The following is a 23,209-nucleotide window of genomic DNA, read 5'->3' on the forward strand; positions in this document are numbered from 1 at the left end:
GCTTACAAAGAAAATTAATTGAAATATCTTTTTTTAAAAAATTAACTGACAAATATTGGCACTATATTGGTGCAAATTCAAATGTATAACTCATCATTATTTTTCATAAATTCAAGCCCTGTCACAGAACTTTTATTTTTCGGACATTAGTTTCAAGACCGATAAAAAATATGTCCTGAAGTGACAAATTATGTAAATTGAATATGTATAGAAAATAGTGTTAAATAATTAAGCTTTTGATTTATATGAATTATTAATGATTTTTTAATTTTTATTTGTGACTATTTTGGGGGAAGATGTGAAAAGTGTGAATGAGTTCTTGTATTGCAAGCTAAGTCTTTGCGTTGTAACACTGATGTTAGCTGCGTGTGGTGGAGGTGGTGGAGAAAGTGGAACCGAAAACTCTACAACGCCTGTAGTGAAAACCTATGCGGAGCCTACACAGGATGTGGCTGATGTAAATACATTGGGTTATTTTGATTACGATGCAAACTCAAAAACACGTGTGATACGAAATGACTTAACTGGTAGTTTCGAAGCAATGCTGCAATTTGGTCAGAGTCATGTGGTTGATCCAAATGGTAATGAAAGTAAAAAAATGCCACGTCTGACGATGGAAAAAGAAGCGCTATTGTTAGTTACGCCAACTGATAGCATGGGGAAAGTTGATGGTCTGAGTGCTGATATTTACATGAATAATCAGTTGCTCCGCACAGTTACATTTAACGATCCAACTCAGATTCCTCAGTCTGATCAAACCAATACCGATGAGCGTGCACGTGTGCAATATAGTAAGCGTGCGTGGAGTGCTCAACTCAATTGGGATGAAATACGTCCGGGTTTGCGTATTCAGCTTAAAGATTCTCATGGTCGTCAGGGGCAAATCGCGGAAGATAAAATTGATTTTGCCTCTCCGGGAGAGTTGGTCTTAAACAATATTCGTATCGGTATGTTAACGGCTCCTCCTGTTTCCAATGGTCACTATATGCTGAATGATCCTGTTCGGGCAGGTTCAGATTACTTTCAAACGATTCCAGCTGCTGAAATGACCGTTGCAAAATATGATGATATTCAGTTGGATCGCGTCATGATTGCAGACGGGACGATTTACGATACGGCAAGCACCAGCCAAGGCGGAGTTTATGAGGGTGACATGCGTGAAAACGTGGGTAAGTCGACATTTAGCGTGGGCATTAACCTAGCAAACTGGGGCATTACCAGTGCTTCGATGGCAAGTCAGAATCAACCACAATTAACCCAAACCGTAGTTGCACACCATAGTCGTGGAAAATATGCCAATGGCGAAAGTAATCATGGCTTAAGTGGTGGTAACGGCATGCTGACGTTGTATGATTCGGTTGGAAATGAGTTTAGTCATGAAATTGGACATCACTATGGACTGGGGCATTATCCTGGGCAGGAAGGTGATAACCAGTTTTGGACTTCACATCATGCGGATAGTGGTTGGGGTTATATTCCGTATCGCAATATGATGCGGGGAAATTTGATTTGGAATAATAAGGATTTATGGGCTTCTTCTACAGGAATTGCAAATTTTTTAGCTTTATATCCACATAGCCGAGATGCAATGTCTGGTGGTTATGCATCAAGCTCAGTTTCACGTTATACCCACTATACGGGTTATAGCACTTATTTAAAAATTCAACCGCACTTTAACCGCTATGTGTGGGATAAGACTTCACCTACGGGCTATAAAAAATGGAATGAAGTAACAAGGCAGATGGAAGTGGTTCAGCCGACTATGCCAGATTCTGCTGCACCTGTTTGGTATCAACCAAAGCAAAACTATTTACGCCCACGTGTCTTTGGTGAGCCTGTAGTGACCATTTTGGGTGGCTATGACCCTGTTGCAAAGGTTGGGCTACTATATCCTGCGGCACGTTCAAACTGGGGCAATGTCTATGATTTACCCACTGCAAATACGGCGTTAAATCAGGATGCATGTTGGTTAAATGTACAGTATCCAAATACAGTAACCAATATTGCACTGGCTCCGACACGATTAGGTAGTAATGCCAATAAATTACATGTCAATTTAGCGCTTGCAGATCACCCTCAAAAAGTTGATTTATATTGTAAGCAGGCCAATGCTGCTGCCAAATTATTATCGACTACAGTGATTCCCCAATATACTACGGCTATTACACCTGCTGTTAAGATTGGGAAAGCACAGGGTTATAAAGCCTTACGCGATGTAGAGTTGCCCCTACTTGAGCAAGAGCTACTGAATCAAGCGGCGAACAATCTTATTGTTTTGTCACCAAATGGTTCAATGCTTTATCAGGCTTATAAGTCATATAAAAATGAGATGAGTTTAGCTGCGCAGCAGGTAATTGAGCGTTATGAAGAGCAAGAAACTAGGTGGATGCGTTTAAATCGTTGGGTAAATGTTTATTATGATGATTTAGCCAAAGATGTACCTGCTGCGATTGATGCACTCAATGCTTTTATCAAACAGCTAGGTTTACAACAAGATGACCCACTTGCACAAAGTGGATTGTTGAAAAATAACAAGAATTGCTTGAAAACAGAGCTGGCATCTAACCAAAAAATGGATGTTTACATTAGTGGCCCATCGGCTTGTACTGCTGATGATACTGAGCAGTGGGTTTATGACAGTTTAGGACGTATCCATAGCAAAGCGGCTATGGGGCAGTGTCTAACGGGTAATGGAGGAAGTGCTAAAGTCACCTTGACTGACTGTGTGGCGAATAATGCAGCACAAGTGTGGTCAATGGATGCCACGACGTCTGCCATTAAACAATCAGGACAGTGCTTAGATTTAAACTCGGGTAATTTGGTAAATAACCGTCAAATTGCAATTCGATATAGTTGCTCTGGAAATAATAATCAAAGATGGACAATGCTGAACCAAAATACAAGCTTGATTCTAGCTGGGGCAACATCAAGAAACATTGATATTTTAGTGAAAAACCTGAAAACTCAATCTTTGAATTAAACCACTGCTCATCTGACAAATGCTTTAACATGAAATGAAAACGAGCTCCCTAAAAGGGGGCTTTTTTTGTAGGTAGGTGTTCTCGTAGGTGCTAGAGAGCACTTGCTAGATTTTATTTGGGTTTTAAGCTGTATTGTTAAGGAACAGATGTGCTAAAAAGGTGTGCGCACTGTGAAATTTCAAAAAATAGATACAAAAAAAGCCCTTTAAAAAGGGCTTTTTTTAATGCATAAATTAGTTAGCTAAAGCTTTAACTTGTGCATTTAAACGGCTCTTATGACGAGCAGCTTTGTTCTTATGGATGATGCCTTTATCAGCCATACGGTCGATTACTGGTACAGCAGTTTTGTATGCTTCAGAAGCAACTGCGTAATCACCAGCAGCGATAGCAGCTACTGTACGTTTGATGTAAGTACGAACCATAGAACGTAAGCTTGCGTTGTGTTTGCGTGCTTTAACGTTTTGACGAGCACGTTTTTTAGCTTGAGCAGAGTTTGCCACTCGTGCACTCCTTGAAATAGATTGGTCTGGGCGGGCTGAAATTCAAACTGAAAACCACATCAGAAGAACAATCACCAGCCCGTAAACAAGTGGCATATTTTGATTAATATACGCAGTGAAGTCAAGTCTTGACATGCTTTGACTATATTTAAGATACATAAAAATTCTAAAGAAAAGGTAAGATTAGCCATCTGCATGGGAGTTTGTATAAAAATGAAACAAAATATAGAACAAGCGATTGTGATTGGAGCAACCGGTTTGGTGGGCTTAAACCTGATTCAACAATTACAACAACTGCCAAGTTGTAGCAAAATTTTGGCTGTGGTCAGAAAGCATAATGTGCAGCTCGATCACTATGACAAAGTTCAGCAACTGGAGTTGGATGATTTTTTATTACTCAACCATGAAGATGTTCAGGGCTACAGTCATGCTTTTAGTTGTTTGGGGACGACTTTAAAGAAAGCTGGCTCAAAAGAGCAGTTTTATGCCATCGACTATGTGGTGAATGCACATTTTGCTGAATTGTTTGTTTTGACCAAAACCCATTATGTGTTGATCAGTGCCTTGGGGGCGCAAGCCAATTCAAAAATTTTCTATAATCGCGTCAAAGGTGAGCTTGAAGAGACTATTCGAGGACTCGATTTATATAAGGTTAGTATTCTGCAGCCATCCTTACTGATCGGACAGCGTAATGAAGGTCGCATGTTGGAAGATATTTTCCAAAAGGCTTATACCAAACTATCGCATTTTATACCAAAGCATTTTAAATATAAGCCAGTGACAGCAGAACAAGTGGCTCATACTATGGTCGAGGCTGCCCAAACGCAGACCGAAAAATTTGAAATATATGATAATTTACGCATACAAAAGACAAAATGAGGGGAAGTGTAGTGACGACAGCATTTGTGACATGCGATTTATTGGATGATCATCCTGAACTTGATTTACAAGTGGTCAGCCCATCAATGGATGGTAAGTTCTTTAAGAGCTATGGTGCGCGTAAAACCTTTGGTGGTCAGGTGGTTACGGTTAAATGCTTTGAAGATAACTCTCGGGTGAAAGAGCTGTTAGCAACAGATGGTACGGGTAAAGTATTGGTTGTGGATGGTGGCGCTTCGATGCGCTGTGCCTTGATGGGAGACTTAATTGCAGAGTCAGCAGTCAAAAATCACTGGAATGGTGTGGTGATTTATGGCTGTGTCCGTGATGTAGATGCGATTGCTGAACTAGATTTAGGTGTGCATGCTTTAGCTGCTATTCCACAAAAAAGTAACCGTAAAGGTGTAGGGGAAGTTGATATCAGCTTGCATTTTGGTGGTGTCACCATTCAATCAGGTCATTATCTCTATGCGGATAATAACGGCATTGTCATTGCAAAAGAAAAACTGGTCGATGCATAAGCACCAACCAGACTCATAACAACATCAACAAAAGATATGGACGTGTAATATGGTGAAGCATCAAATTAAAGTGATTCAGGCTCTTTTTTCTGGGCTTGCGCAAGGTGGACGTGGTGTAACAGGAACGCCGCATCCTAAACAACCTGAGCAACCTTTAAAGCTCTATGAGTTTGAAGGCTCGCCATATTGTCGTCGTGTGCGTGAAGTATTGACTTTGTTGAACTTAGATTATGAAGTGTATCCATGTCCTAAGGGTGGAACTAAATATCGCCCTTTGGTGAAACAGTTGGGTGGGAAAACCCAATTTCCTTTTTTACTTGATGAAAATACAGACACCAAGCTGTACGAATCTGAAGATATTATTCACTACTTATTTGAACAGTATGGCCGCAGTGGTAAAACACCGAAAAAGTATGCACATTATCCCAAAACACCTTATGTTGCTTATGTCGGGACATTGGTAAATGGTGCGAGTGGAGTGTGGATCAACAAGAGTATTAAAGATCGCGTAGCGCCAGAACAGCTGTTACAACTTTGGGGATTTGAAGCCAGTCCTTATACTCGGATTGTCCGTGGTTTGCTGACCGAGTTGGAGCTCCCTTTTAAGTTTCATAATGTGCCTAAAGAACGTTGGCAAGATCAAGGCCCAGCAGTACTGCGTTTAAAGCCGGGCAAATATGTACCTTTGGCAGGTGGAAAGCGTGAGCAAGTTATGCAGGTGATGGGGCGTGATATTCAAGTGCCATATTTGGTTGATCCGAACACTGAAACAGCTTTGTTTGAGTCGGCAGATATTGTTGCTTATCTCAAGCAGACCTATGCAGCATAAGAAAAAGGCATCTCTTAGAGATGCCTTTTTTAATTCCTAAGCATTGATGTTTTATCGGACTGATCTGATTTTTTGTCATTACAATGGAATGATTAAGTGTATTTATCTTCAGTTGTTATAAAAATATTCATTATTTGGTTGATAATACGACACACATTCAAACATCCGTAGCGTTGAGGAAACGTGTAATTTCTTGAGAGAATTTGCGCGGTTCACTCAATAAAGGCGTATGCCCAGATTTTTTAAAGATCACCGTTTTCGCATGCGGCACACTTGAAGCAATCAGTTTTTGTCCTTGAGCAGGATAAAGTTTTGAGTCTTCACCAATAAAAAATGTAGCTGGTCGGTCAATCTGACTGAGCGCACTGCGATAGTCTTCTTGATGGTCAAGATAATTTTGAATATACCAAGCCATATAGTCTAAACGCTGGATTGGGAGCATGAATTTTTGCAAGTGTGGCTGTTGAAATGCTTTTTGAAATAAAGCCGCAGTTCGAGATGGTGTGGCTTGCAGTTGAATAAAAGCCAACCACTGGTTAACCAGTTCTGTACGCATAGACGCTGTTAAGTCTGAGACCAAACGGTACTGTGCATTTTGGGCCAATAGGTCTCCAATGTTTTGTAGGATGGCTTTGAAATCGGAATGCTTTTCAGCAAATAAACCATGTGGCCAGTCTGCATCTACGCTAATCTTGGGTGTTTGGTCGATGTGTAAATAGCTGCGGATATGGTTTTGAAAGCGACCATATTGCATGCCATGCATGGCTGTCGTAGCGCCCATAGAATAGGCAATGACATGGAATGCTGTATCAGCATATTGTTTTAGAAAGCAGTTTAAATCTTGCCAGTGGCTGGAAATCGCATCCAGTGTGGGAATTTTGCACTGCGCTGAACCACCAAAACCCCGCCAGTCAGGAATGTAAAAACGGTACTTTTTACGGTGTTGATATAAAAAAGGTAGCCATTGCCAACTTTGCATCCCTAAGCCAGATAAAACCAGTACAGGTGTGCCTTGTCCAAATTCTCGAACATAGAGTTTTTCGCCATCTGGCATTAAATAATGTGACATGGTCAATCCTTTGCGTTGTTTATTATTTTTCGAAGTTTTTAAGAGCTGGAATCATGGTCTCTAGCCACTCAATCCAACCACTTTCTAAATTAATTCCAATTTGTAAAATCATCTTATGAATATATAAGGTACGATCATTTTCTTCAGCATGACCAAAATCTTTGGCAAAAATGCTTTGGTAAATTTGTAGTTTTTCTTTGTGTAGGATGAGATGTCGTTCCAGTTCAGGCAAAACTGTATTGCCACCAAGTTGAGCCTCAACACGCAGTCTCACCATCAGTTCTTCGCGGAGCTGGGCAGGTGGGCTTTGCTTTACGAGCCAGTCTGCAAGTTCTGTACGTCCGAGCTGTTCTGCCTGATAGGTTTTTTTACGCGAGGTTGCACCATCGTCTTCTATCGTTGAAATCCAGCCTTTGCTCTGCATAGCGCTGAGTTCTCTATATATCTGTTGATGTGTTGCATTCCAAAAGAAGCCCATTGAACGGTCAAAACGACGCGCTAACTCAATACCTGTGCTTGGTTTCTCAATCAAACTGGTCAATAAAACATGAGCTAATGACATTTCGGTAATATTTCGCAATTAAAATGGACGTAGAGTCATTATGCAACATGTTGCATAAAAAACAAATCTCGATTATAAAGATAAACATTATGCAACTTGTTGCATTAAATAATTTGATCTAACCTTGTATTTAAAATACCAGCCAGCGAAAGCACGCCAAGGAGTACACATGTCTAATTATCCGCATTTACTTGCGCCTTTAGATTTAGGCTTTACCACATTAAAAAACCGCGTATTAATGGGATCTATGCACGTTGGACTTGAAGAAGTTGAAGGTGGTTATGATCGCATGGCGGCATTTTATGCAGAGCGTGCCGCTGGCGGTGTAGGGCTAATCGTAACAGGTGGTATTTCACCGAATGATCATGGTGTGACTTTTCACGGTGGTTCTAAGTTAGATACTTTAGAAGAAGCGGAAAAGCATAAAGTCATCACACAAGCTGTACATGATGCGGGTGGTAAAATCGCATTACAGATTTTACATACTGGGCGTTATTCTTATCAGGCTGAAAACGTCGCACCATCTGCAATTCAAGCACCGATTAACCCTGTAAAACCCCATGCTTTGACTTCGGCTGAAGTAAATCAGACTATTGCTGATTTTGCCAATTGTGCAAAATTGTCGCAAATCGCTGGCTATGATGGCGTTGAAATCATGGGTTCAGAAGGCTACTTAATCAATGAATTCATCGCGGCACGTACCAATCATCGTGATGATGAATGGGGTGGAAGCTATGAAAACCGTATGCGTTTCCCGATTGAAATCGTAAAACGAACTCGTGCAGAAGTGGGTGAAAACTTTATTATTATTTACCGTCTTTCAATGTTGGATTTGGTTGAAGGTGGTTCGACTTTAGAAGAAGTGATTCAGCTTGCCAAAGAAATTGAAAAGGCGGGTGCAACCATTATCAATACAGGTATTGGTTGGCATGAAGCGCGTATTCCAACGATTGCAACCAAAGTGCCACGTGCTGCATTTACATGGGTGACCAAGAAGCTAAAAGGTTCGGTTCAAATTCCTTTGGTGACGTCTAACCGTATTAATACCCCTGAAATGGCTGAACATGTTTTGGCTCAGGGTGATGCGGATATGGTGTCGATGGCACGCCCAATGCTTGCAGATGCTGAGTTTGTACTCAAAGCAGAACAAGGCCGTAGTGATGAAATCAATACGTGTATTGGTTGTAACCAAGCCTGTTTAGATCAAATTTTCTCCATGCAAATTGCGACGTGTTTAGTCAACCCGCGTGCATGCTATGAAACTGAACTGATTTTTAAAGAAAGTGCGGCTAAGAAAAATATTGCGGTGATTGGTGCTGGGCCTGCAGGTTTGAGTTTTGCGACTTATGCTGCTGACCGTGGACATCAAGTAACTGTTTTTGATGCAGCAAGTCAGATTGGTGGTCAGTTTAATATTGCGAAGACTATTCCTGGTAAAGAAGAGTTTTACGAAACACTGCGTTATTTCAAACGTAAAATTGAATTACAACCGAATATCAAATTGGTGCTGAATCATACCGCAACTTATGAAGAACTGAGCGCTGAAAACTATGATGACATCGTGGTTGCAACAGGCGTTACTCCACGTGAGCTAACTATAGAAGGGATTGATCACCCGAAAGTGTTGAGTTATATCGAAGTTCTACGTGAGCGTAAGCCTGTCGGTAAAAAAGTCGCGATTATTGGTGCGGGTGGTATTGGTTTCGATACAGCAGAATACTTAAGCCATGAAGATGAAAGCGGTAGTTTAAACCCACAAAAATTCTATGATGAGTGGGGAATTGATACCAGCTATGCACATGTCGGTGGCTTAAAACAGCCAGTCTTGGAGCAATCGGATCGTGAAATTTACCTTCTACAGCGTAAAGCGAAGGCAGTCGGTGCAAGCTTAGGTAAAACCACGGGTTGGATTCACCGTACAGGGCTAAAACATCGCGATGTAAAAATGATTGCAGGTGCAAGCTACGACAAAATTGATGATCAAGGTCTCCACATTACAGTGAATGATCAGCCAACGGTTTTAGAGGTAGATCACGTGATTATCTGTGCAGGACAAGAGTCTTATACTGCAATGTACGACCAATTAAAAGCCGATGGTAAAAATGTGCATTTGATTGGTGGTGCGAAAGAAGCAGGTGAGTTGGATGCGAAGCGTGCGATTCGTCAAGGCGCTGAACTGGCTGCGACCATTTAATCGATAACAATAATTTATCAGCTTAAAATTTGTAATAAAGCTCCCTCTCCTATACGGAGAGGGTTTGGGAGAGATATTTTCTAAAATATTATCTTTTCCCTCGTGTAGCCTTTTCCATGAAACGTATGTGGTGTAAGAGAAGGTGCTTTTATTGCAGATTTGAGTGGATTCACTTTCATAAGGACATAAGAATGAGTTTAGCAACAACAAAACAAGCATTGGTACGCTGGCATGATATGGCCACGACTCGTGATATGAGCATCTTAAATGAGCTTTTAGCAGAAGATGTCGTGTTCCGTTCACCTGTGGCATTTAATCCTTATCCGGGTAAGCAAGTGGTTTTTTTATTTTAAGTAATGTGATTCAGGTTTTTGAAAACTTTACCTACCACCGTGAATTTTTTACAGAAGATGGTTTAAGTGTCGTCCTTGAGTTTTCTGCCAATGTCGGCGAAAAGAAACTCAAAGGGATTGACATGATTCGTTTTAATGAGCAAGGTCAAATTGTAGATTTTGAAGTGATGATCCGTCCTAAATCGGGGTTAGAGGCCTTGGCTGTACAAATGGGACAGCGAATGGCAGCTTTTGCACCTCAAGCTGGATGATAAACGTGTGACTTGTTATTTATAGTTAGGCACGAAAATTGATGCATCACCAAGAAAGATAGGAAAAAAGAAGGTACTGATATGAATGCTGTGTTCAGTTTGCTAAACCAATTAAGCCAAACGGCGTGGGATCGAGTGACTGGTGCGGAACAACCGAAGCTCTATATTAATCCGAAAGGGCAAATTCAAGAGACTGTTGGGGCGCTTACACAGCTTCAAGAAAAGTACCGACCAACACCGTGGTTATCCAACACGCATGCCCATCTTTTGTATTTTGATGTGATTCGTAAGCGTCGGATTCAATTGGAATACGATCATTTTGATCAGTTAGAGATGCAAGACGGTGGGGTCACTGGCATTATGTGGTTCGGTTATGACTTGCCTGAAGCGACGCCAACGGTTGTGGTTATGCATACGATTACAGGCTCTCCTGAAAGTATGCGTGAGGTGGTGCGTGACTTAAATCGCTATACGGGTTGGCGTGTTGCACTGTGCTTACGCCGTGGACATGCAGACCTTCCAATGCCTGTACCCAAAATGAATCTTTTCGGTTCAACCGATGATTTACGTGAGCAAATTGCCTTTATTCAAAGCACATTTCCAAGTTCAACGTTGTATGCGGTAGGCTCTTCTGCGGGAACGGGGCTTTTGGTGCGTTACTTAGGCGAAGAAGGAAGTCAAACCCCTTTTAAGGCGGCCTTTGCCCTGTGTCCGGGTTATAACACGGAGTTGGGTTTTGTAAATGTGCATCCCTTTTACAGTAAGGTCATGACCAAGAAACTGTTTAAGAAATTTATTTTTCCTTATCAGCAAACGTGGCAACAAACAGCGTCTGTGTCGCAAGTTTTAATGACCAAAACCTTGGCTGAGTTTGAGTCGAGTTATTATGAAATGGCGGGTTATGTGAACTATGACAGTTATAAACAAGCCACAAACCCAATCTATGTATTTGAAAATGTCACCATTCCATTGCTGATTTTAAATGCAGAGGATGATCCCGTCTGTCATATTAAAAATTTTGAACCGTATAAAGACATGATCCGTCAAATGCCGAATATTGCGGTAGTGACCACCAAAAAAGGCAGCCATTGTGGCTTCTATGAAGGGGTACTCAATACCGAGTCTTGGGCAACCAAGCTGATTGCGGACTTTTTGAAACTGGAACATCAAAAAACACTAAAAAAAGACCTACAGCAGTGTAGGTCTTTTTTGATTGGTTCAGCAGTGTAAAGGCTTAAACGGCTTCACAGGCTTTCTTGCTAAGACCGAACTTCATTTGCAGTAAGACCAAGATCAAGGCCATAAAGCTGAGTGCGGCACCTGCATATGAAACTGCTGCATAGCTGAGTTGCATACTCAGTACCGTTGCACCTGCAAAGGCACCTAAGGCATTACCTAAGTTAAACGCACCAATGTTGACTGAAGAGGCAAGACCAGGCGCATCTGCTGCGACTGACATGACGCGCATTTGCAGTGGTGGTACTACCGCAAATGCTGCCGTACCCCAAATCACTAAGCCAATCGCTGCACCAACGGTTGTTTGCGCTAATACTGGGAAAACAAGCATCATCACCATTAAAAGTATAAGGAAGCCTATCAGGGTTTTCTCTAGGGATAGATCGGCAAACTTTCCACCCAAATGATTACCAATGGAGAAACCAATCCCGATTAAAACCAACATTAAGGTGATGGTTTGCGGTGATGCCTGCATAAATACATGTAGGCTCGGAGCAATGTAGGTATATAACGCAAACATTGCGCCCGCGCTCATGACCGTGGTTAATAAAGCAAGGACGACAGGCGCACGTGTTAAAACACGTAATTCTTTTGCTACATTCGGTTTAACCACATCGTGATCTTGTGGGAGTGCTTTCCATAGTGCCAATATGGTCATAATGCCTAAGATTGAAATCGCAGCAAAAGCCATGCGCCAACTGGTATTTTGACTGAGCCACGTTGCAAGTGGCACACCGCCAATATTGGCAATGGTGAGACCCATAAACATCATGGCGACTGCACTGGCTTGTTTGTCTTTAGGCACAACACTGGCCGCCACCACCGAACCTAAGCCAAAGAATGCACCATGGTTTAAACTTGTAATTAAACGTGCACCCATTAAGCTCATATAATCAGGTGCAACGGTCGCCAACACATTCCCAATCGTGAAAATAGCCATCAATAGGATTAAAGCGGTTTTCTTAGGAAAGCGTGCCAGCCATAAGGTCATGAGCGGAGCCCCAATCATGACACCTACTGCATAGGCACTAATCAGAAGTCCGGCTTGTGGAATTGAAACGGACAAATCGTTGGCAATTTCAGGCAAAAAGCCCATGGGTGAAAACTCGGTGGTTCCAATGGCAAAAGCACCCACTGCAAGTGCCAAAAGTGGAAAATTAATTTTCATAGCGATGCTCAATCCCACATCGGTGCTAATCCCTCAGGACTAACTTCACGTTGATTTCGGTCTAATTGCGTAATTGCCATCATTTCTTCAGTCGACAGTTGAATCTCTTGCGCCTTTAAGTTGGACATCAAGTGTTCACGTTTGGTTGAAGAAGGTATGACTGCAAAACCACGTTGTAATGCCCAAGCCAAGCTAATTTGTGCAGTCGATACTTGATGTTGCTGCGCGATGTGCATTAAAACAGGATCATTCAAAACCTTACCGTAAGCCAGTGTCATATATGAAGTGACATCAATGTTTTGTGCTTGGAGGAAATCAACCAGTTGATGGTTTTGTAGGTAAGGACTGAGTTCAATTTGGTTGGTTGCGATGTTTTCTAGCCCAATACTCTCAATCGCCTGTTGAGTCAGCTCAATATTGAAGTTAGAAATACCAATGTGTTCGGTCAAACCTTGTTGTTTCGCTTGCAATAAGTTCTGCATGAGTTCTGTAATGTTTACATCTGTACTTGGGGCAGGCCAGTGGATCAAGGTTAGATTCACGGTATCGGTTTTTAGTTTATGCAAACTTTCTTTTAAGCTTGGAATCAATTTTTCTGCTGAAAAATTTTCCGTCCAAATTTTTGTGGTGAGAAAAAGATCTTGATGATTGATACCACTGAGTTCAATGGCTTGACCAACTTCGGCTTCATTACCATAGATTTGAGCAGTATCGACCGCACGATAACCGACTTCTAGTGCAGTTTTCACAGACTCAATGACAGTGTCACCTGTTAAACGGAAAGTACCTAGGCCGAATTGAGGAACGATATTCATTTTTTACTCGATAACTTGTTTCATGGAATGAGGCTATTTTGTAGAAAAAAGACTTGCTTAAAAACTGGGTAATTTGCAAAATATTATTGACTATTAATCAATAATTACACATGAAATCAACCATAGAAGAATTAACGGCTTTTGTGAGCATTGTTGATAGTGGCTCTATCGTCAAAGCTGCGCAGCAATTGGATCAAACCACATCGGGTGTCAGCCGAGCCTTGCAACGTCTAGAGTCAAAGTTGAATGTGACTTTGCTAGAGCGAACGACACGGAAGCTCAAGTTGACCTATGAAGGGCAGCAGTTTTTGACAAAGGCACGTAAAATTTTACTCGACCTGACCGAAGCTGAAGAAAGCCTGCAAAATAATGATGCTGAGGCATCTGGTTTAATTCGGATTGATTCAGCAACGCCTTTTGTGCTGCATGTAATAGTGCCGTTGATTGAAGAGTTTATGCAGCGCTACCCAAAAATTGATATAGAAATTACCAATCACGATCAGGTTATAGACTTACTTGAACATAAAACCGATGTCGCGATTCGATTTGGTGAGTTAGCGGATTCCAGCTTACATGCCAAGCTGCTTTGTAAAAGTCGGTTATATATTGTGGCTAGTCCTGTTTATGCGCAAAAACATGGTCTACCTAAAAATGCAGCAGAATTAAGCTCACATACTTTGCTTGGTTTTAGTCAGCCTGCACATTTAAATACGTGGCCTATTCAGTTGGAGGATGAACCTTTAACAATTCAGGCCAAAATTAAATGTTCAAACGGTGAAACGGTTCGTCAGTTGGCATTGCAAGGGGCAGGGATTGCGTGTTTGTCACGTTTTATGGTCGAGCAAGATATTCAAGATGGGCAATTCATTGCTTTGTTGGAAGATCAAATCCAGATCAAAGAGCAGAAAATACATGCGGTCTACTATCAACAAAACTATGTACCAAAGCGTATTCGCTTATTTATTGACTTTCTTGCAGAAAAATTAAAAGCTTATTTATAAGCCGGCAATAAAAAAACCCGATATCAATCGGGTTTTTTTAATCATCTAATATAGCGATGATTAGTTTTCTAAAGCTGGTGTCGCTGCTGCAATGGCTGCTGCAACCGCATCATCTTCAGTTTGCGTATTTGGGTTTGTATTACTTGGGCGTGCTTGCGTTGGTTTTTCTTCAGCTTTTGGTGCTTCTGCTTTTGGTGTAGGCTGAGCTGCTGGAGCAGGTGCTGGCGTTTCACGACGGATCTCAGTAGTTGTATTCGGTGTTTCTTCGCGAATCACTTCAACTTGCGCTGGAATCTCAGGCTCAGATGCTGCTAAAGGTTGAAGTTCAACAGTTTGTTGTTGCTCTGTAGTAACGACTTCAACTTGTTCTTGTTCATCTTCTTTAGGTGCTTCTTTCTTTACACATGCTGTTAATAGTAAGCCTGCTGCAATGGCACCACAAATTAAAAGTTTTTTATTCATAATTACATAAAATCGAGTGTTTGAAGGATCGCGCCATTATAACAGCAAAATGCAAGATGAAAATCCTATGAACTTAGCTTAATTTTATCTGCCAAATGCTGATAGAATATCCAATTGTTTATTGTTCTATGAATTGATGCGGATTGACTTTGCTTTATTGGTACAAGGTAAAGTAAAATTGCGCAACATTGCAGGCCGAATTAGGCTCGATTGTACGAGAAACCCAATGACCCATTTTATTTTCGTGACTGGTGGTGTAGTTTCATCACTAGGTAAAGGTATTTCAGCTGCTTCAGTTGCTGCGCTTTTAGAAGCCCGTGGATTAAAAGTAACCATGGTAAAAATGGATCCATACATTAATGTCGATCCAGGGACTATGAGCCCGTTCCAACATGGTGAAGTTTTTGTCACAGAGGATGGTGCAGAAACCGATTTAGACTTGGGTTATTACGAACGTTTCTTGCGTCGTGCGAAAATGACCAAGTTAAATAACTTTACTTCTGGTCGCGTATACCAAGACGTTTTAAATAAAGAACGCCGTGGTGACTACCTTGGTGGAACTGTTCAAGTTATTCCACATATTACAGACAACATCAAAGAACGTGTACTTCGCGCAGGCGAAGGTTATGACGTTGCGATTGTTGAAATTGGCGGTACAGTAGGTGACATCGAATCTCTCCCATTCATGGAATCTGTACGTCAACTTATGGTTGAACTAGGTCATAAGCGCACTATGCTTATGCACTTAACTTTGCTTCCATATATCAAATCTGCGGCAGAGTTGAAAACTAAACCAACTCAGCACTCGGTAAAAGAATTGTTATCGATTGGTATTCAGCCTGACATTTTAATTTGTCGTACTGAATATGATGTTGATGCAGACACGACCCGTAAAATTGCCTTGTTCACAAACGTTGAAGCACGTGCAGTTGTGGTGTGTAAAGATGCGCGCAGCATTTACCAAATTCCGCGTACATTCTATGAGCAAAATGTTGATGACTTAATCTGTGAACGTTTTGGTTTCAATGACTTGCCTGAAGCTGATTTAACAGATTGGGACAATGTTGTAGAGGCGCTACTAAACCCTGAATACACGGTTCGTGTTGCAATGGTTGGTAAGTATGTTGAACTTCCAGATGCGTATAAGTCTGTGAATGAAGCGCTTTTACATGCGGGCATTCAAAATCGCGTTAAAGTTCAAATTGACTATGTCAATGCTGAAGAACTTGAAATCCAAGATGTCAATGAAGTATTGAAAGATATGGATGCAATCTTGGTACCGGGTGGTTTTGGTGAACGTGGTACTGAAGGGAAAATGCAAGCGATTAAATTCGCACGTGAAAACGGTGTTCCATTCTTGGGTATCTGTTTAGGTATGCAGTTGGCTGTGATCGAATATGCACGTAATGTCGTGGGTATTAGTGACGCGAGTTCGACTGAATTCAACCGTTCGACTAAGTCTCCATTGATTGGTCTAATCACTGAATGGTTAGATGAGCGTGGTGAAGTTCAACAGCGTAATGTTGACTCTGATCTTGGCGGTACGATGCGTCTTGGTGCTCAAAAATCAGAATTGGTTGAAGGGACTAAAACACGTGAAGTGTATGGTTCAGCAGATATTATTGAACGTCACCGTCACCGTTATGAGATGAATAACCGTTTTATTCCAGCGCTTGAAGAAGCTGGCATGAAAATTTCGGGCTATTCACCTGTACAGCACTTAGTAGAAACAGTTGAAATTCCTCAACATCCTTGGTTTATTGCTGTACAATTCCACCCGGAATTTACAAGTTCACCACGTGATGGACACCCATTATTTGCTAGTTTTATTGATGCTGCAAAAGCACAGTACAAAAAAGCGAAGTAATTTGGGTTAAGCAATAAACTAGGAAGTTTAAATGTCACAATTAAAACCACAAGAAATTGTACGTTTAGGCGATATACAAATGGCAAACCACTTGCCATTTGTACTATTCGGCGGCATGAACGTACTTGAGTCTAAAGATTTGGCTTTTGAAATTGCAGAGACCTATGTCGATATCTGCAAGCGTTTGGAGATTCCTTACGTATTTAAAGCCAGTTTTGATAAAGCCAACCGTTCAAGCTTGAACTCGTTTCGAGGGCCAGGCCTAGAAAAAGGGATTGAGTGGTTAGCTGACATTAAAAAACATTTTAATGTACCCATCATTACTGATGTACATGAGCCTTACCAAGCTGCACCTGTAGCGGAAGTTGCGGATATTATTCAACTTCCTGCTTTTCTAAGTCGTCAGACTGATTTGGTTGAAGCGATGGCAAAAACTGATGCCATCATTAACATCAAAAAAGCACAATTCCTTGCACCACATGAAATGCGCCATATTTTGCATAAGTGTTTAGAGGCAGGGAATGACAAGCTCATTATTTGTGAACGTGGTTCGGCATTTGGTTACAACAATTTGGTTGTAGACATGTTGGGCTTTGACATCATGAAAGAAATGAATGTCCCTGTGTTCTTTGATGTGACCCATGCGCTTCAAACTCCGGGTGGTCGTGCGGATTCTGCGGGCGGTCGCCGTGCGCAAATCACGACACTTGCTCGCGCGGGTATGGCAACAGGTCTAGCAGGTCTATTCTTAGAAGCGCATCCAGACCCAGAAAAAGCCAAGTGTGATGGACCATGCGCATTGCGTATGTCTCAACTTGAGCCTTTCTTGGCACAGCTCAAAGAATTGGACACCTTGGTTAAAGGTTTCAAAAAGCTAGATACACACTAAATTATAAACTCATTGATGCCATCTAAAGCATCTCGTTATTAATCAACTGAGGAATTGTTCATGAGCCAAATCGTTGACATCCGTGCACGTGAAATTTTGGACTCTCGTGGTAACCCAACCATCGAAGCAGACGTAATCTTAGCATCTGGCGTAGTTGGCCGTGCATGTGCACCATCTGGTGCTTCAACTGGTTCTCGTGAAGCTTTAGAACTTCGTGATGGCGACAAAGCACGCTATTTAGGTAAAGGTGTTAAAACTGCGGTTAACAACGTAAACACGATTATCCGTGATGCTTTAGTGGGTAAATCAGTATTTGAACAAAAAGACATCGATAACACGATGATCGAACTTGATGGTACTGAAAACAAAGAAAAATTGGGTGCGAATGCAACTTTAGCGGTATCACTAGCTGCTGCACGTGCTGCTGCCGATGAAAAGAAAATTCCTCTTTTTCAATACATCGCAGACTTACGTGGTCAAACTATTTTGACTATGCCTGTACCAATGATGAACATCATCAATGGTGGTTCGCATGCAGACAACAACGTTGATATTCAAGAGTTCATGATCGAGCCTGTAGGTTTCACTTCATTCTCTGAAGCATTACGTGCGGGTGCTGAAATCTTCCATTCTCTAAAATCAGTTTTAAACAAAAAAGGTTTAAACACTGCTGTAGGTGATGAAGGTGGTTTTGCGCCGAACTTACGTTCAAACGAAGAAGCAATCACGGTTATTCTTGAGGCGATTGGTCAAACTGGCTACAAAGCAGGTTCTGATATTATGCTTGCACTTGATTGTGCATCTTCAGAATTTTACAAAAATGGTCAGTACATCCTTGCTGGTGAAGGCAATAAAGCATTTACAAGCAACCAGTTCTCTGACTATTTAGCGGGCCTTGTAAACCAATATCCAATTATCTCAATTGAAGATGGTTTAGATGAGTCGGATTGGGAAGGTTGGTCTTACTTGACGTCTATCCTTGGCGACAAAATCCAGTTGGTGGGTGATGACTTGTTCGTTACAAACCCGAAAATCCTTCAACGTGGTATTAATGAGAAAGTGGGTAACTCTATCTTAATCAAGTACAACCAAATTGGTACGTTGACTGAAACTCTAGATGCAATCTATCTTGCGAAAGAAAATGGTTATTCTACAGTAATTTCACACCGTTCTGGCGAAACTGAAGATTCTACGATTGCGGATCTTGCGGTGGGTACTGCAGCTGGTCAAATTAAGACAGGTTCACTGTGCCGTTCTGACCGTGTAGCGAAATACAACCAATTGCTTCGTATTGAAGAATTGACAAATGCTGCTTACCGCGGTAAAGCTGAGTTTAAAGGTTTAAACTAAGCGACTGATGTCAATGTTCAATGTATTCGACTCGTTGATGAGTAAAGTACTACTAGGCCTTGCGATCATTTTGATCGCAGGGTTTCAGTATTTATACTGGTTTGGTGAGGGTGGTTATCAAGACCATTTACAACTCACACAAAAAATCCAACAACAAACTGAAATTAATAACGACTTAAAAGAACGTAATCGTGTCTTGGCGGCAGAAGTGTATGATTTGAAAAATGGTATTGAAGCCATTGAAGAGCATGCGCGCTTGGACTTGGGTTTAATCAAACCTCGAGAAACGTTTATTCAAATGAGTACTATCAGTACTCAATATAAGCCTGTTTATATTGATCCTAACGCCCAAATTGATTTGCGAACCAATGAAGACGATGAGCCTGAAACCCCTCCAGCTACCCCATAAATTGTGGGCTATTATTCCTGCTGCTGGCTCGGGTAGTCGCTTTTCTAAAACTGAACTAAAACAATATCAAATGATTGGACAAAAGACTGTACTTGAACATACGGTTTTACGTCTTAATCAATTGCCCTTGCAGGGCTATGTTTTGGCGATTGGTTTAGATGATGATGTTGCTCAAAGTTTACCCTTTACCAATATTGAAAAAGCACATTTTTGTGAAGGTGGTGCTGAGCGTGTAGACTCAGTGCTCAATGCGCTCAATTATCTTTCCACAATCGCTGATGCTGACGACTGGGTCTTTGTGCATGATGCAGCACGTCCATGTGTCACGCAGGATTGTTTATTAAAACTGGTTAGTACGGCTATTCAGTCCAATACAGGGGCGATTTTAGCTATTCCTGTTAGAGATACTTTAAAGCGTGTGATCTCAGCGCAAGATATTCAAGAAACGGTTGATCGTTCACAACTTTGGCAGGCGCAAACTCCGCAGATTGCTAAACTGGGGGTGCTGAAAAAAGCAATTGAGCATGCACTAGAGGCACAAGCCTTAATTACAGATGAAGCCAGTGCTTTAGAGTTTGTTGGTGAAAAGGTTCAAGTTGTACAAGGGCGCTCCGATAATATTAAAATTACCTATCCAGATGACCTTGAGCTTGCACGCCTGATTTTGGCGGCACAATAAAAAATTATTTGGATTTATTGAGCTAAAACTACAGAAATATGGGTTTGAATGATGTTATCTAAAACACTTTGAACTTATAATTTGCCCTGTCTTTAGCTCATTCAATTTACGCAAATGATACCATCACAGCAGTATCGTTTTTTACGTCAGTCTTTACGTGACGGTAGAAGCATTAAACATGACTCATCTCGCTGGGCTAAATTGCATTTAGATCCATGGCTTTTATGCTTTCTGATTTTAAATGCCGTGTTGGGATTGTTGGTCATTTATAGTGCTTCAGCGCAAGATATGGGTATGGTGTTTCGCCAAGCCACAAGCTTTGCTGTGGGCTTCATTGTGATGATTATCTGTGCGCAAATCCCACCCAAAGTCTATCAGGCCATTAGTCCTTATTTTTTCATCTTCGCTGTGATTTTAATGGTATTGGTCTTGGTGGTGGGCGAAACCCGCATGGGAGCCAGACGTTGGATTAGTCTACCAGGTATTGGTAGCATGCAGCCTTCTGAGTTTATGAAGTTTGCCATGCCTTTGATGATGGCGTGGTACTTTGCAGGCCGCGCATTCCCGCCTAAGTTTATGCATATTGTGATTTCGTTGGGTATCATGATGTTGCCGTTTTTATTGGCAGCTTTACAGCCCGACTTAAACCTAGGTCTCTTGATTCCTGGTGTGTGCGTCATTTTCCTCAGCGGTATCTCTTGGCGGCTCATTGCTTTGGCCTGTGGAGCATTGGCTGTTGTCGCTCCCTTACTTTGGATGTTCTTTTTGCAAGAGTACCAAAAAAAGCGAGTGCTCACTTTATTTGACCCAGAGTCGGATGCATTGGGTGCCGGTTGGAATATTATCCAATCCAAAATTGCCATTGGTTCAGGTGGTTTAATGGGGAAGGGATTCACGGAAGGCACGCAGTCACATTTAGGGTATTTGCCTGAGCACCATACCGACTTCATTATGTCGACGTATGCGGAAGAGTTTGGCTTTATTGGGGTGTTCTTGCTGTTTAGTTTGTTTGCAGCCATTATCATTCGTTGTTTGATTATTGGTATGAACAGCTTCCATAATTTTGGGCGTTTATACGCGGGTGCTGTGGGCTTAACGTTCTTCTTCTTTGTATTGTTAAACTCGGGGATGGTCAGTGGGATTTTACCTGTAACAGGTGATCCATTACCACTGATGAGTTATGGTGGAACCGCGGTGATTACTATGCTGGCGAGCATGGGTATCGTGATGTCAATTCATACCCATCGCTAAAGTTTAAAAGAATCAAGCCAGCGGTATTGCTGGCTTTTTTGTGTTTAAAATAAGAGGAAAACTCTAACGTTTTTTTGATCTTTATAAAGCACCATATTGTTGCCATGTTTCGCCTGTATGCAGGCTGTCATAATAGTTTTGCAGAGTATTCAAGTCATGGTATTGCGTATAGGCTAATACTAAAAGCCCAAAAATTAAAGCCGCCTTCAATAGATTTAAATGCAAGTGCTGCTGTGAAAAATAGCCTAAGCTAAGTGCGGTGAGTATGACTGAGGGAAGAATGGCAATACTTTCAGGCTGAGAAAGAAGCCTCCAATCATTGAGATAAATCAGAATTAGAATGAGTCCAATCAATCCCATGTAGTTATAGATCTTTTTATTTACAGATGCTTTAAAAACAGTAACTGTTTGAAATATTAAAATCAGACCACTGAAAAGGTACGCACTTTTTCCACCAATAATCACACTATAGATTGCATTGAATAGGCAATAAGCCAACAACACGGATAGTACGAGAGAATAGAGTTTGGCATAGAGTGTGTGTGAAAAGGGGAGAATCTGTTTCATAATTTGCTCTATTGAAAACTCACATCATATTAAAAGAAGATTTGAAGCTTAACATGCTATTCGCTTCTTGCGGCGGTGGCATGTTTTTGTTGTGTTGTAGATGGTTTGAATAAATGTCGCGTACGAGTAGAGCTTAGACCACAGATTATTAAACACAGCATCCCTCCAATAAGTACTGCTGGCACTACCGAAAAATAGCGCGTCATCAGGCTCATGTGTAGGGCACCGAGTTGATTACCTGAAGTCACTAAGATGCCATTTAAAGCGGCTACACGTCCTAATAGTGCTTTTGGGGGGAGTTGCTGTAATAAAGTTTGTCGAATGATCATGCTGATGCTATCAAAGGCGCCAATCAAAACAAGGAAGAAGACTGAGAGCCAAACATGGGGGGATAGTGCAAAGGCCAAAGTGCACAAAGCAATTGCAAAACTACTATAGAGCATGTTTCTCCATGCATTTTTCATCGGAGAATAACAGGTCAACATCAACATCATGATACAGGCGCCAATGGCTGGGGCCGCTCTGAGTATACCTAAGCCTTCAACGCCTAGATGAAGGATATCGTGTGCAAAAATAGGCAGTAAGATAATGACACTACAAAAAAGCATGGCGCTGAGGTCCAGCAACATACTCCAAAACATTAGTGGATGTTTAAAGATAAACAAATAGGCTTCTTTTAAGCTTTTGCTTAAATGTTGTTTATGTGGGCTTGGGAATTGACGAGCGCTTAATCCGAATAAGCAGATGCTACCCACGCAACATAAGAAAAAAGCAATCAAGAGAGTTTTTTTAAGCCCAAGTTGGCCGAGTAAAAGTCCTGCGCATAAGGGCGCCAAAATACCGCCCATTTGCCAAATGAGGGTAGTCCATGTGGCTGCATTGCTATAGGCTGACTCTGGGGTTAGAAAAGGGCGTAATGAATTAAAAGATGGGCTGTAAATGCCTCTAAGTATGCCTAAGCAAAAGATGAGGCTATAAATGCCGCATAAAAGTGTATTTTGTTGAATGTGCTGTTGTTGGTACTGAGAAAAAAGAACAATAAATAATAAGGGAATTAAAGTGCTACAGCTAAAACTCCACTGCACAATTTTTTGTCGGTTATAGCGATCAGCCCAGTCGCCACTGAACAGGGAGAGGCAAATAAAGGGGAGTAACTCAATTAAGGCAATCATGCCAAGGCTGAGTGGATTTTGAGTGAGTTGATAGATACTATAAGCAATGACGACTTCTTGAATCATGATGGTTAGAATTAAGCACAACTGATTGACACTCAGAAGTGAAAAATCACGTGAACGAAAAGCCAAAAAAGCATCGGAATGGAAAAGCGACATACACAGAATAGTTTCAAATATGAATTAAAAAAGGATGGCGAAAAG

At 41.4% G+C, this 23,209-nt stretch carries 21 protein-coding genes and 1 pseudogene; 14 read left to right on the forward strand and 8 right to left on the reverse strand.

The annotated features are described in order from the left end of the window. Positions 1-355 precede the first annotated feature (355 nt). Positions 356-2,980: a M66 family metalloprotease gene (locus ACFN7Z_RS06765; protein WP_130235145.1), complete on the forward strand. Its 2,625-nt coding sequence runs from the start codon at positions 356-358 to the stop codon at positions 2,978-2,980. A 234-nt stretch (positions 2,981-3,214) separates the two neighbouring features. Here the strand turns inward: ACFN7Z_RS06765 and rpsT are convergent, their stop codons facing one another. After that, the gene (rpsT, locus tag ACFN7Z_RS06770) at positions 3,215-3,481 is read right to left on the reverse strand and encodes a 30S ribosomal protein S20 (protein WP_004696602.1); all 267 of its coding nucleotides are present in this window, start codon (positions 3,479-3,481) and stop codon (positions 3,215-3,217) included. A 213-nt stretch (positions 3,482-3,694) separates the two neighbouring features. Here rpsT and ACFN7Z_RS06775 point away from each other — a divergent pair, with 213 nt between their 5' ends. Genes ACFN7Z_RS06775 through ACFN7Z_RS06785 form a run of 3 tightly spaced genes read left to right on the forward strand, consistent with a single transcriptional unit; the run spans position 3,695 to position 5,710 of the window. After that, on the forward strand, positions 3,695-4,360 hold the full coding sequence (locus ACFN7Z_RS06775) for a nucleoside-diphosphate sugar epimerase (protein WP_130235143.1): 666 nt from the start codon (positions 3,695-3,697) through the stop codon (positions 4,358-4,360). Beyond that, on the forward strand, positions 4,357-4,881 hold the full coding sequence (gene rraA, locus ACFN7Z_RS06780) for a ribonuclease E activity regulator RraA (protein ID WP_130235142.1): 525 nt from the start codon (positions 4,357-4,359) through the stop codon (positions 4,879-4,881). Before ACFN7Z_RS06775 ends, rraA begins: the two co-directional genes overlap by 4 nt. 49 nt (positions 4,882-4,930) lie before the next feature. After that, complete coding sequence (locus ACFN7Z_RS06785) at positions 4,931-5,710, forward strand: glutathione S-transferase N-terminal domain-containing protein (RefSeq protein ID WP_004696607.1); 780 nt, start codon at positions 4,931-4,933, stop codon at positions 5,708-5,710. Positions 5,711-5,867: 157 nt separating this feature from the next. Here the strand turns inward: ACFN7Z_RS06785 and ACFN7Z_RS06790 are convergent, their stop codons facing one another. Both ACFN7Z_RS06790 and ACFN7Z_RS06795 read right to left on the reverse strand, forming a co-directional pair. Next, complete coding sequence (locus ACFN7Z_RS06790; RefSeq protein ID WP_395442655.1) at positions 5,868-6,779, reverse strand: alpha/beta fold hydrolase; 912 nt, start codon at positions 6,777-6,779, stop codon at positions 5,868-5,870. A gap of 22 nt (positions 6,780-6,801) precedes the next feature. Beyond that, on the reverse strand, positions 6,802-7,341 hold the full coding sequence (locus tag ACFN7Z_RS06795) for a PadR family transcriptional regulator (RefSeq protein ID WP_130235140.1): 540 nt from the start codon (positions 7,339-7,341) through the stop codon (positions 6,802-6,804). A 169-nt stretch (positions 7,342-7,510) separates the two neighbouring features. On the opposite strand from ACFN7Z_RS06795, the gene ACFN7Z_RS06800 reads away from it, so the two are divergent. The 3 genes and pseudogenes from ACFN7Z_RS06800 to ACFN7Z_RS06810 all read left to right on the forward strand — a co-directional run bounded on the left by ACFN7Z_RS06800 (position 7,511) and on the right by ACFN7Z_RS06810 (position 11,369). Continuing rightward, the gene (locus ACFN7Z_RS06800) at positions 7,511-9,535 is read left to right on the forward strand and encodes an NADPH-dependent 2,4-dienoyl-CoA reductase (RefSeq protein ID WP_130235139.1); all 2,025 of its coding nucleotides are present in this window, start codon (positions 7,511-7,513) and stop codon (positions 9,533-9,535) included. 191 nt (positions 9,536-9,726) lie between these two features. Next, a pseudogene (locus ACFN7Z_RS06805) lies at positions 9,727-10,139 on the forward strand (nuclear transport factor 2 family protein). Positions 10,140-10,220: 81 nt separating this feature from the next. Beyond that, positions 10,221-11,369, forward strand: a complete 1,149-nt coding sequence (locus ACFN7Z_RS06810) for a YheT family hydrolase (protein WP_131230409.1) — start codon at positions 10,221-10,223, stop codon at positions 11,367-11,369. Between the two features lie 4 nt (positions 11,370-11,373). Here ACFN7Z_RS06810 and ACFN7Z_RS06815 read toward each other — a convergent pair whose 3' ends face one another. Beyond that, on the reverse strand, positions 11,374-12,543 hold the full coding sequence (locus ACFN7Z_RS06815) for an MFS transporter (RefSeq protein ID WP_062033128.1): 1,170 nt from the start codon (positions 12,541-12,543) through the stop codon (positions 11,374-11,376). A gap of 8 nt (positions 12,544-12,551) precedes the next feature. Next, positions 12,552-13,358, reverse strand: a complete 807-nt coding sequence (dkgB, locus tag ACFN7Z_RS06820; RefSeq protein WP_130235137.1) for a 2,5-didehydrogluconate reductase DkgB — start codon at positions 13,356-13,358, stop codon at positions 12,552-12,554. A gap of 110 nt (positions 13,359-13,468) precedes the next feature. On the opposite strand from dkgB, the gene ACFN7Z_RS06825 reads away from it, so the two are divergent. Next, positions 13,469-14,359, forward strand: coding sequence for a LysR family transcriptional regulator (locus ACFN7Z_RS06825; protein WP_094148194.1), 891 nt, complete (start codon positions 13,469-13,471; stop codon positions 14,357-14,359). 60 nt (positions 14,360-14,419) lie between these two features. Here ACFN7Z_RS06825 and ACFN7Z_RS06830 read toward each other — a convergent pair whose 3' ends face one another. Beyond that, positions 14,420-14,821, reverse strand: a complete 402-nt coding sequence (locus tag ACFN7Z_RS06830; RefSeq protein ID WP_094148195.1) for an internalin — start codon at positions 14,819-14,821, stop codon at positions 14,420-14,422. 226 nt (positions 14,822-15,047) lie between these two features. Between ACFN7Z_RS06830 and ACFN7Z_RS06835 the strand changes: the two genes are divergently transcribed. From ACFN7Z_RS06835 to rodA, 6 genes are all read left to right on the forward strand, one after another. Beyond that, on the forward strand, positions 15,048-16,688 hold the full coding sequence (locus tag ACFN7Z_RS06835; protein WP_094148208.1) for a CTP synthase: 1,641 nt from the start codon (positions 15,048-15,050) through the stop codon (positions 16,686-16,688). A 31-nt stretch (positions 16,689-16,719) separates the two neighbouring features. After that, complete coding sequence (gene kdsA, locus ACFN7Z_RS06840) at positions 16,720-17,577, forward strand: 3-deoxy-8-phosphooctulonate synthase (protein WP_005401052.1); 858 nt, start codon at positions 16,720-16,722, stop codon at positions 17,575-17,577. 60 nt (positions 17,578-17,637) lie between these two features. Further along, complete coding sequence (eno, locus tag ACFN7Z_RS06845) at positions 17,638-18,927, forward strand: phosphopyruvate hydratase (RefSeq protein ID WP_004696631.1); 1,290 nt, start codon at positions 17,638-17,640, stop codon at positions 18,925-18,927. Positions 18,928-18,934: 7 nt separating this feature from the next. After that, on the forward strand, positions 18,935-19,336 hold the full coding sequence (locus ACFN7Z_RS06850) for a septum formation initiator family protein (RefSeq protein WP_010326966.1): 402 nt from the start codon (positions 18,935-18,937) through the stop codon (positions 19,334-19,336). Then, positions 19,296-20,015, forward strand: a complete 720-nt coding sequence (gene ispD, locus ACFN7Z_RS06855; RefSeq protein ID WP_094148197.1) for a 2-C-methyl-D-erythritol 4-phosphate cytidylyltransferase — start codon at positions 19,296-19,298, stop codon at positions 20,013-20,015. The genes ACFN7Z_RS06850 and ispD overlap by 41 nt, the downstream gene beginning before the upstream one ends. 114 nt (positions 20,016-20,129) lie before the next feature. Continuing rightward, positions 20,130-21,266, forward strand: coding sequence for a rod shape-determining protein RodA (rodA, locus tag ACFN7Z_RS06860; RefSeq protein ID WP_004696637.1), 1,137 nt, complete (start codon positions 20,130-20,132; stop codon positions 21,264-21,266). 81 nt (positions 21,267-21,347) lie between these two features. Here rodA and ACFN7Z_RS06865 read toward each other — a convergent pair whose 3' ends face one another. Together ACFN7Z_RS06865 and ACFN7Z_RS06870 are read right to left on the reverse strand one after the other, a co-directional pair. Then, the gene (locus tag ACFN7Z_RS06865) at positions 21,348-21,833 is read right to left on the reverse strand and encodes a hypothetical protein (RefSeq protein ID WP_094148198.1); all 486 of its coding nucleotides are present in this window, start codon (positions 21,831-21,833) and stop codon (positions 21,348-21,350) included. A 56-nt stretch (positions 21,834-21,889) separates the two neighbouring features. Next, the gene (locus ACFN7Z_RS06870; RefSeq protein WP_131230407.1) at positions 21,890-23,164 is read right to left on the reverse strand and encodes an MFS transporter; all 1,275 of its coding nucleotides are present in this window, start codon (positions 23,162-23,164) and stop codon (positions 21,890-21,892) included. Between the last annotated feature and the right edge of the window lie 45 nt (positions 23,165-23,209).

Source organism: Acinetobacter sp. P1332, assembly GCF_044057475.1.
GTDB lineage: Bacteria > Pseudomonadota > Gammaproteobacteria > Pseudomonadales > Moraxellaceae > Acinetobacter > Acinetobacter johnsonii.

What these genes read in the sequence shown, in the direction of transcription:
- ACFN7Z_RS06765 (WP_130235145.1), top strand. Translation starts at nt 356, where the DNA reads ATGTTAGCTGCGTGTGGTGGAGGTGGTGGAGAAAGTGGAACCGAAAAC.
- ACFN7Z_RS06775 (WP_130235143.1), top strand. Translation starts at nt 3,695, where the DNA reads ATGAAACAAAATATAGAACAAGCGATTGTGATTGGAGCAACCGGTTTG.
- rraA (WP_130235142.1), top strand. Translation starts at nt 4,357, where the DNA reads ATGAGGGGAAGTGTAGTGACGACAGCATTTGTGACATGCGATTTATTG.
- ACFN7Z_RS06785 (WP_004696607.1), top strand. Translation starts at nt 4,931, where the DNA reads ATGGTGAAGCATCAAATTAAAGTGATTCAGGCTCTTTTTTCTGGGCTT.
- ACFN7Z_RS06790 (WP_395442655.1), bottom strand. Translation starts at nt 6,779, where the DNA reads ATGTCACATTATTTAATGCCAGATGGCGAAAAACTCTATGTTCGAGAA.
- ACFN7Z_RS06795 (WP_130235140.1), bottom strand. Translation starts at nt 7,341, where the DNA reads ATGTCATTAGCTCATGTTTTATTGACCAGTTTGATTGAGAAACCAAGC.
- ACFN7Z_RS06800 (WP_130235139.1), top strand. Translation starts at nt 7,511, where the DNA reads ATGTCTAATTATCCGCATTTACTTGCGCCTTTAGATTTAGGCTTTACC.
- ACFN7Z_RS06810 (WP_131230409.1), top strand. Translation starts at nt 10,221, where the DNA reads ATGAATGCTGTGTTCAGTTTGCTAAACCAATTAAGCCAAACGGCGTGG.
- ACFN7Z_RS06815 (WP_062033128.1), bottom strand. Translation starts at nt 12,543, where the DNA reads ATGAAAATTAATTTTCCACTTTTGGCACTTGCAGTGGGTGCTTTTGCC.
- dkgB (WP_130235137.1), bottom strand. Translation starts at nt 13,358, where the DNA reads ATGAATATCGTTCCTCAATTCGGCCTAGGTACTTTCCGTTTAACAGGT.
- ACFN7Z_RS06825 (WP_094148194.1), top strand. Translation starts at nt 13,469, where the DNA reads ATGAAATCAACCATAGAAGAATTAACGGCTTTTGTGAGCATTGTTGAT.
- ACFN7Z_RS06830 (WP_094148195.1), bottom strand. Translation starts at nt 14,821, where the DNA reads ATGAATAAAAAACTTTTAATTTGTGGTGCCATTGCAGCAGGCTTACTA.
- ACFN7Z_RS06835 (WP_094148208.1), top strand. Translation starts at nt 15,048, where the DNA reads ATGACCCATTTTATTTTCGTGACTGGTGGTGTAGTTTCATCACTAGGT.
- kdsA (WP_005401052.1), top strand. Translation starts at nt 16,720, where the DNA reads ATGTCACAATTAAAACCACAAGAAATTGTACGTTTAGGCGATATACAA.
- eno (WP_004696631.1), top strand. Translation starts at nt 17,638, where the DNA reads ATGAGCCAAATCGTTGACATCCGTGCACGTGAAATTTTGGACTCTCGT.
- ACFN7Z_RS06850 (WP_010326966.1), top strand. Translation starts at nt 18,935, where the DNA reads ATGTCAATGTTCAATGTATTCGACTCGTTGATGAGTAAAGTACTACTA.
- ispD (WP_094148197.1), top strand. Translation starts at nt 19,296, where the DNA reads ATGAAGACGATGAGCCTGAAACCCCTCCAGCTACCCCATAAATTGTGG.
- rodA (WP_004696637.1), top strand. Translation starts at nt 20,130, where the DNA reads ATGATACCATCACAGCAGTATCGTTTTTTACGTCAGTCTTTACGTGAC.
- ACFN7Z_RS06865 (WP_094148198.1), bottom strand. Translation starts at nt 21,833, where the DNA reads ATGAAACAGATTCTCCCCTTTTCACACACACTCTATGCCAAACTCTAT.
- ACFN7Z_RS06870 (WP_131230407.1), bottom strand. Translation starts at nt 23,164, where the DNA reads ATGTCGCTTTTCCATTCCGATGCTTTTTTGGCTTTTCGTTCACGTGAT.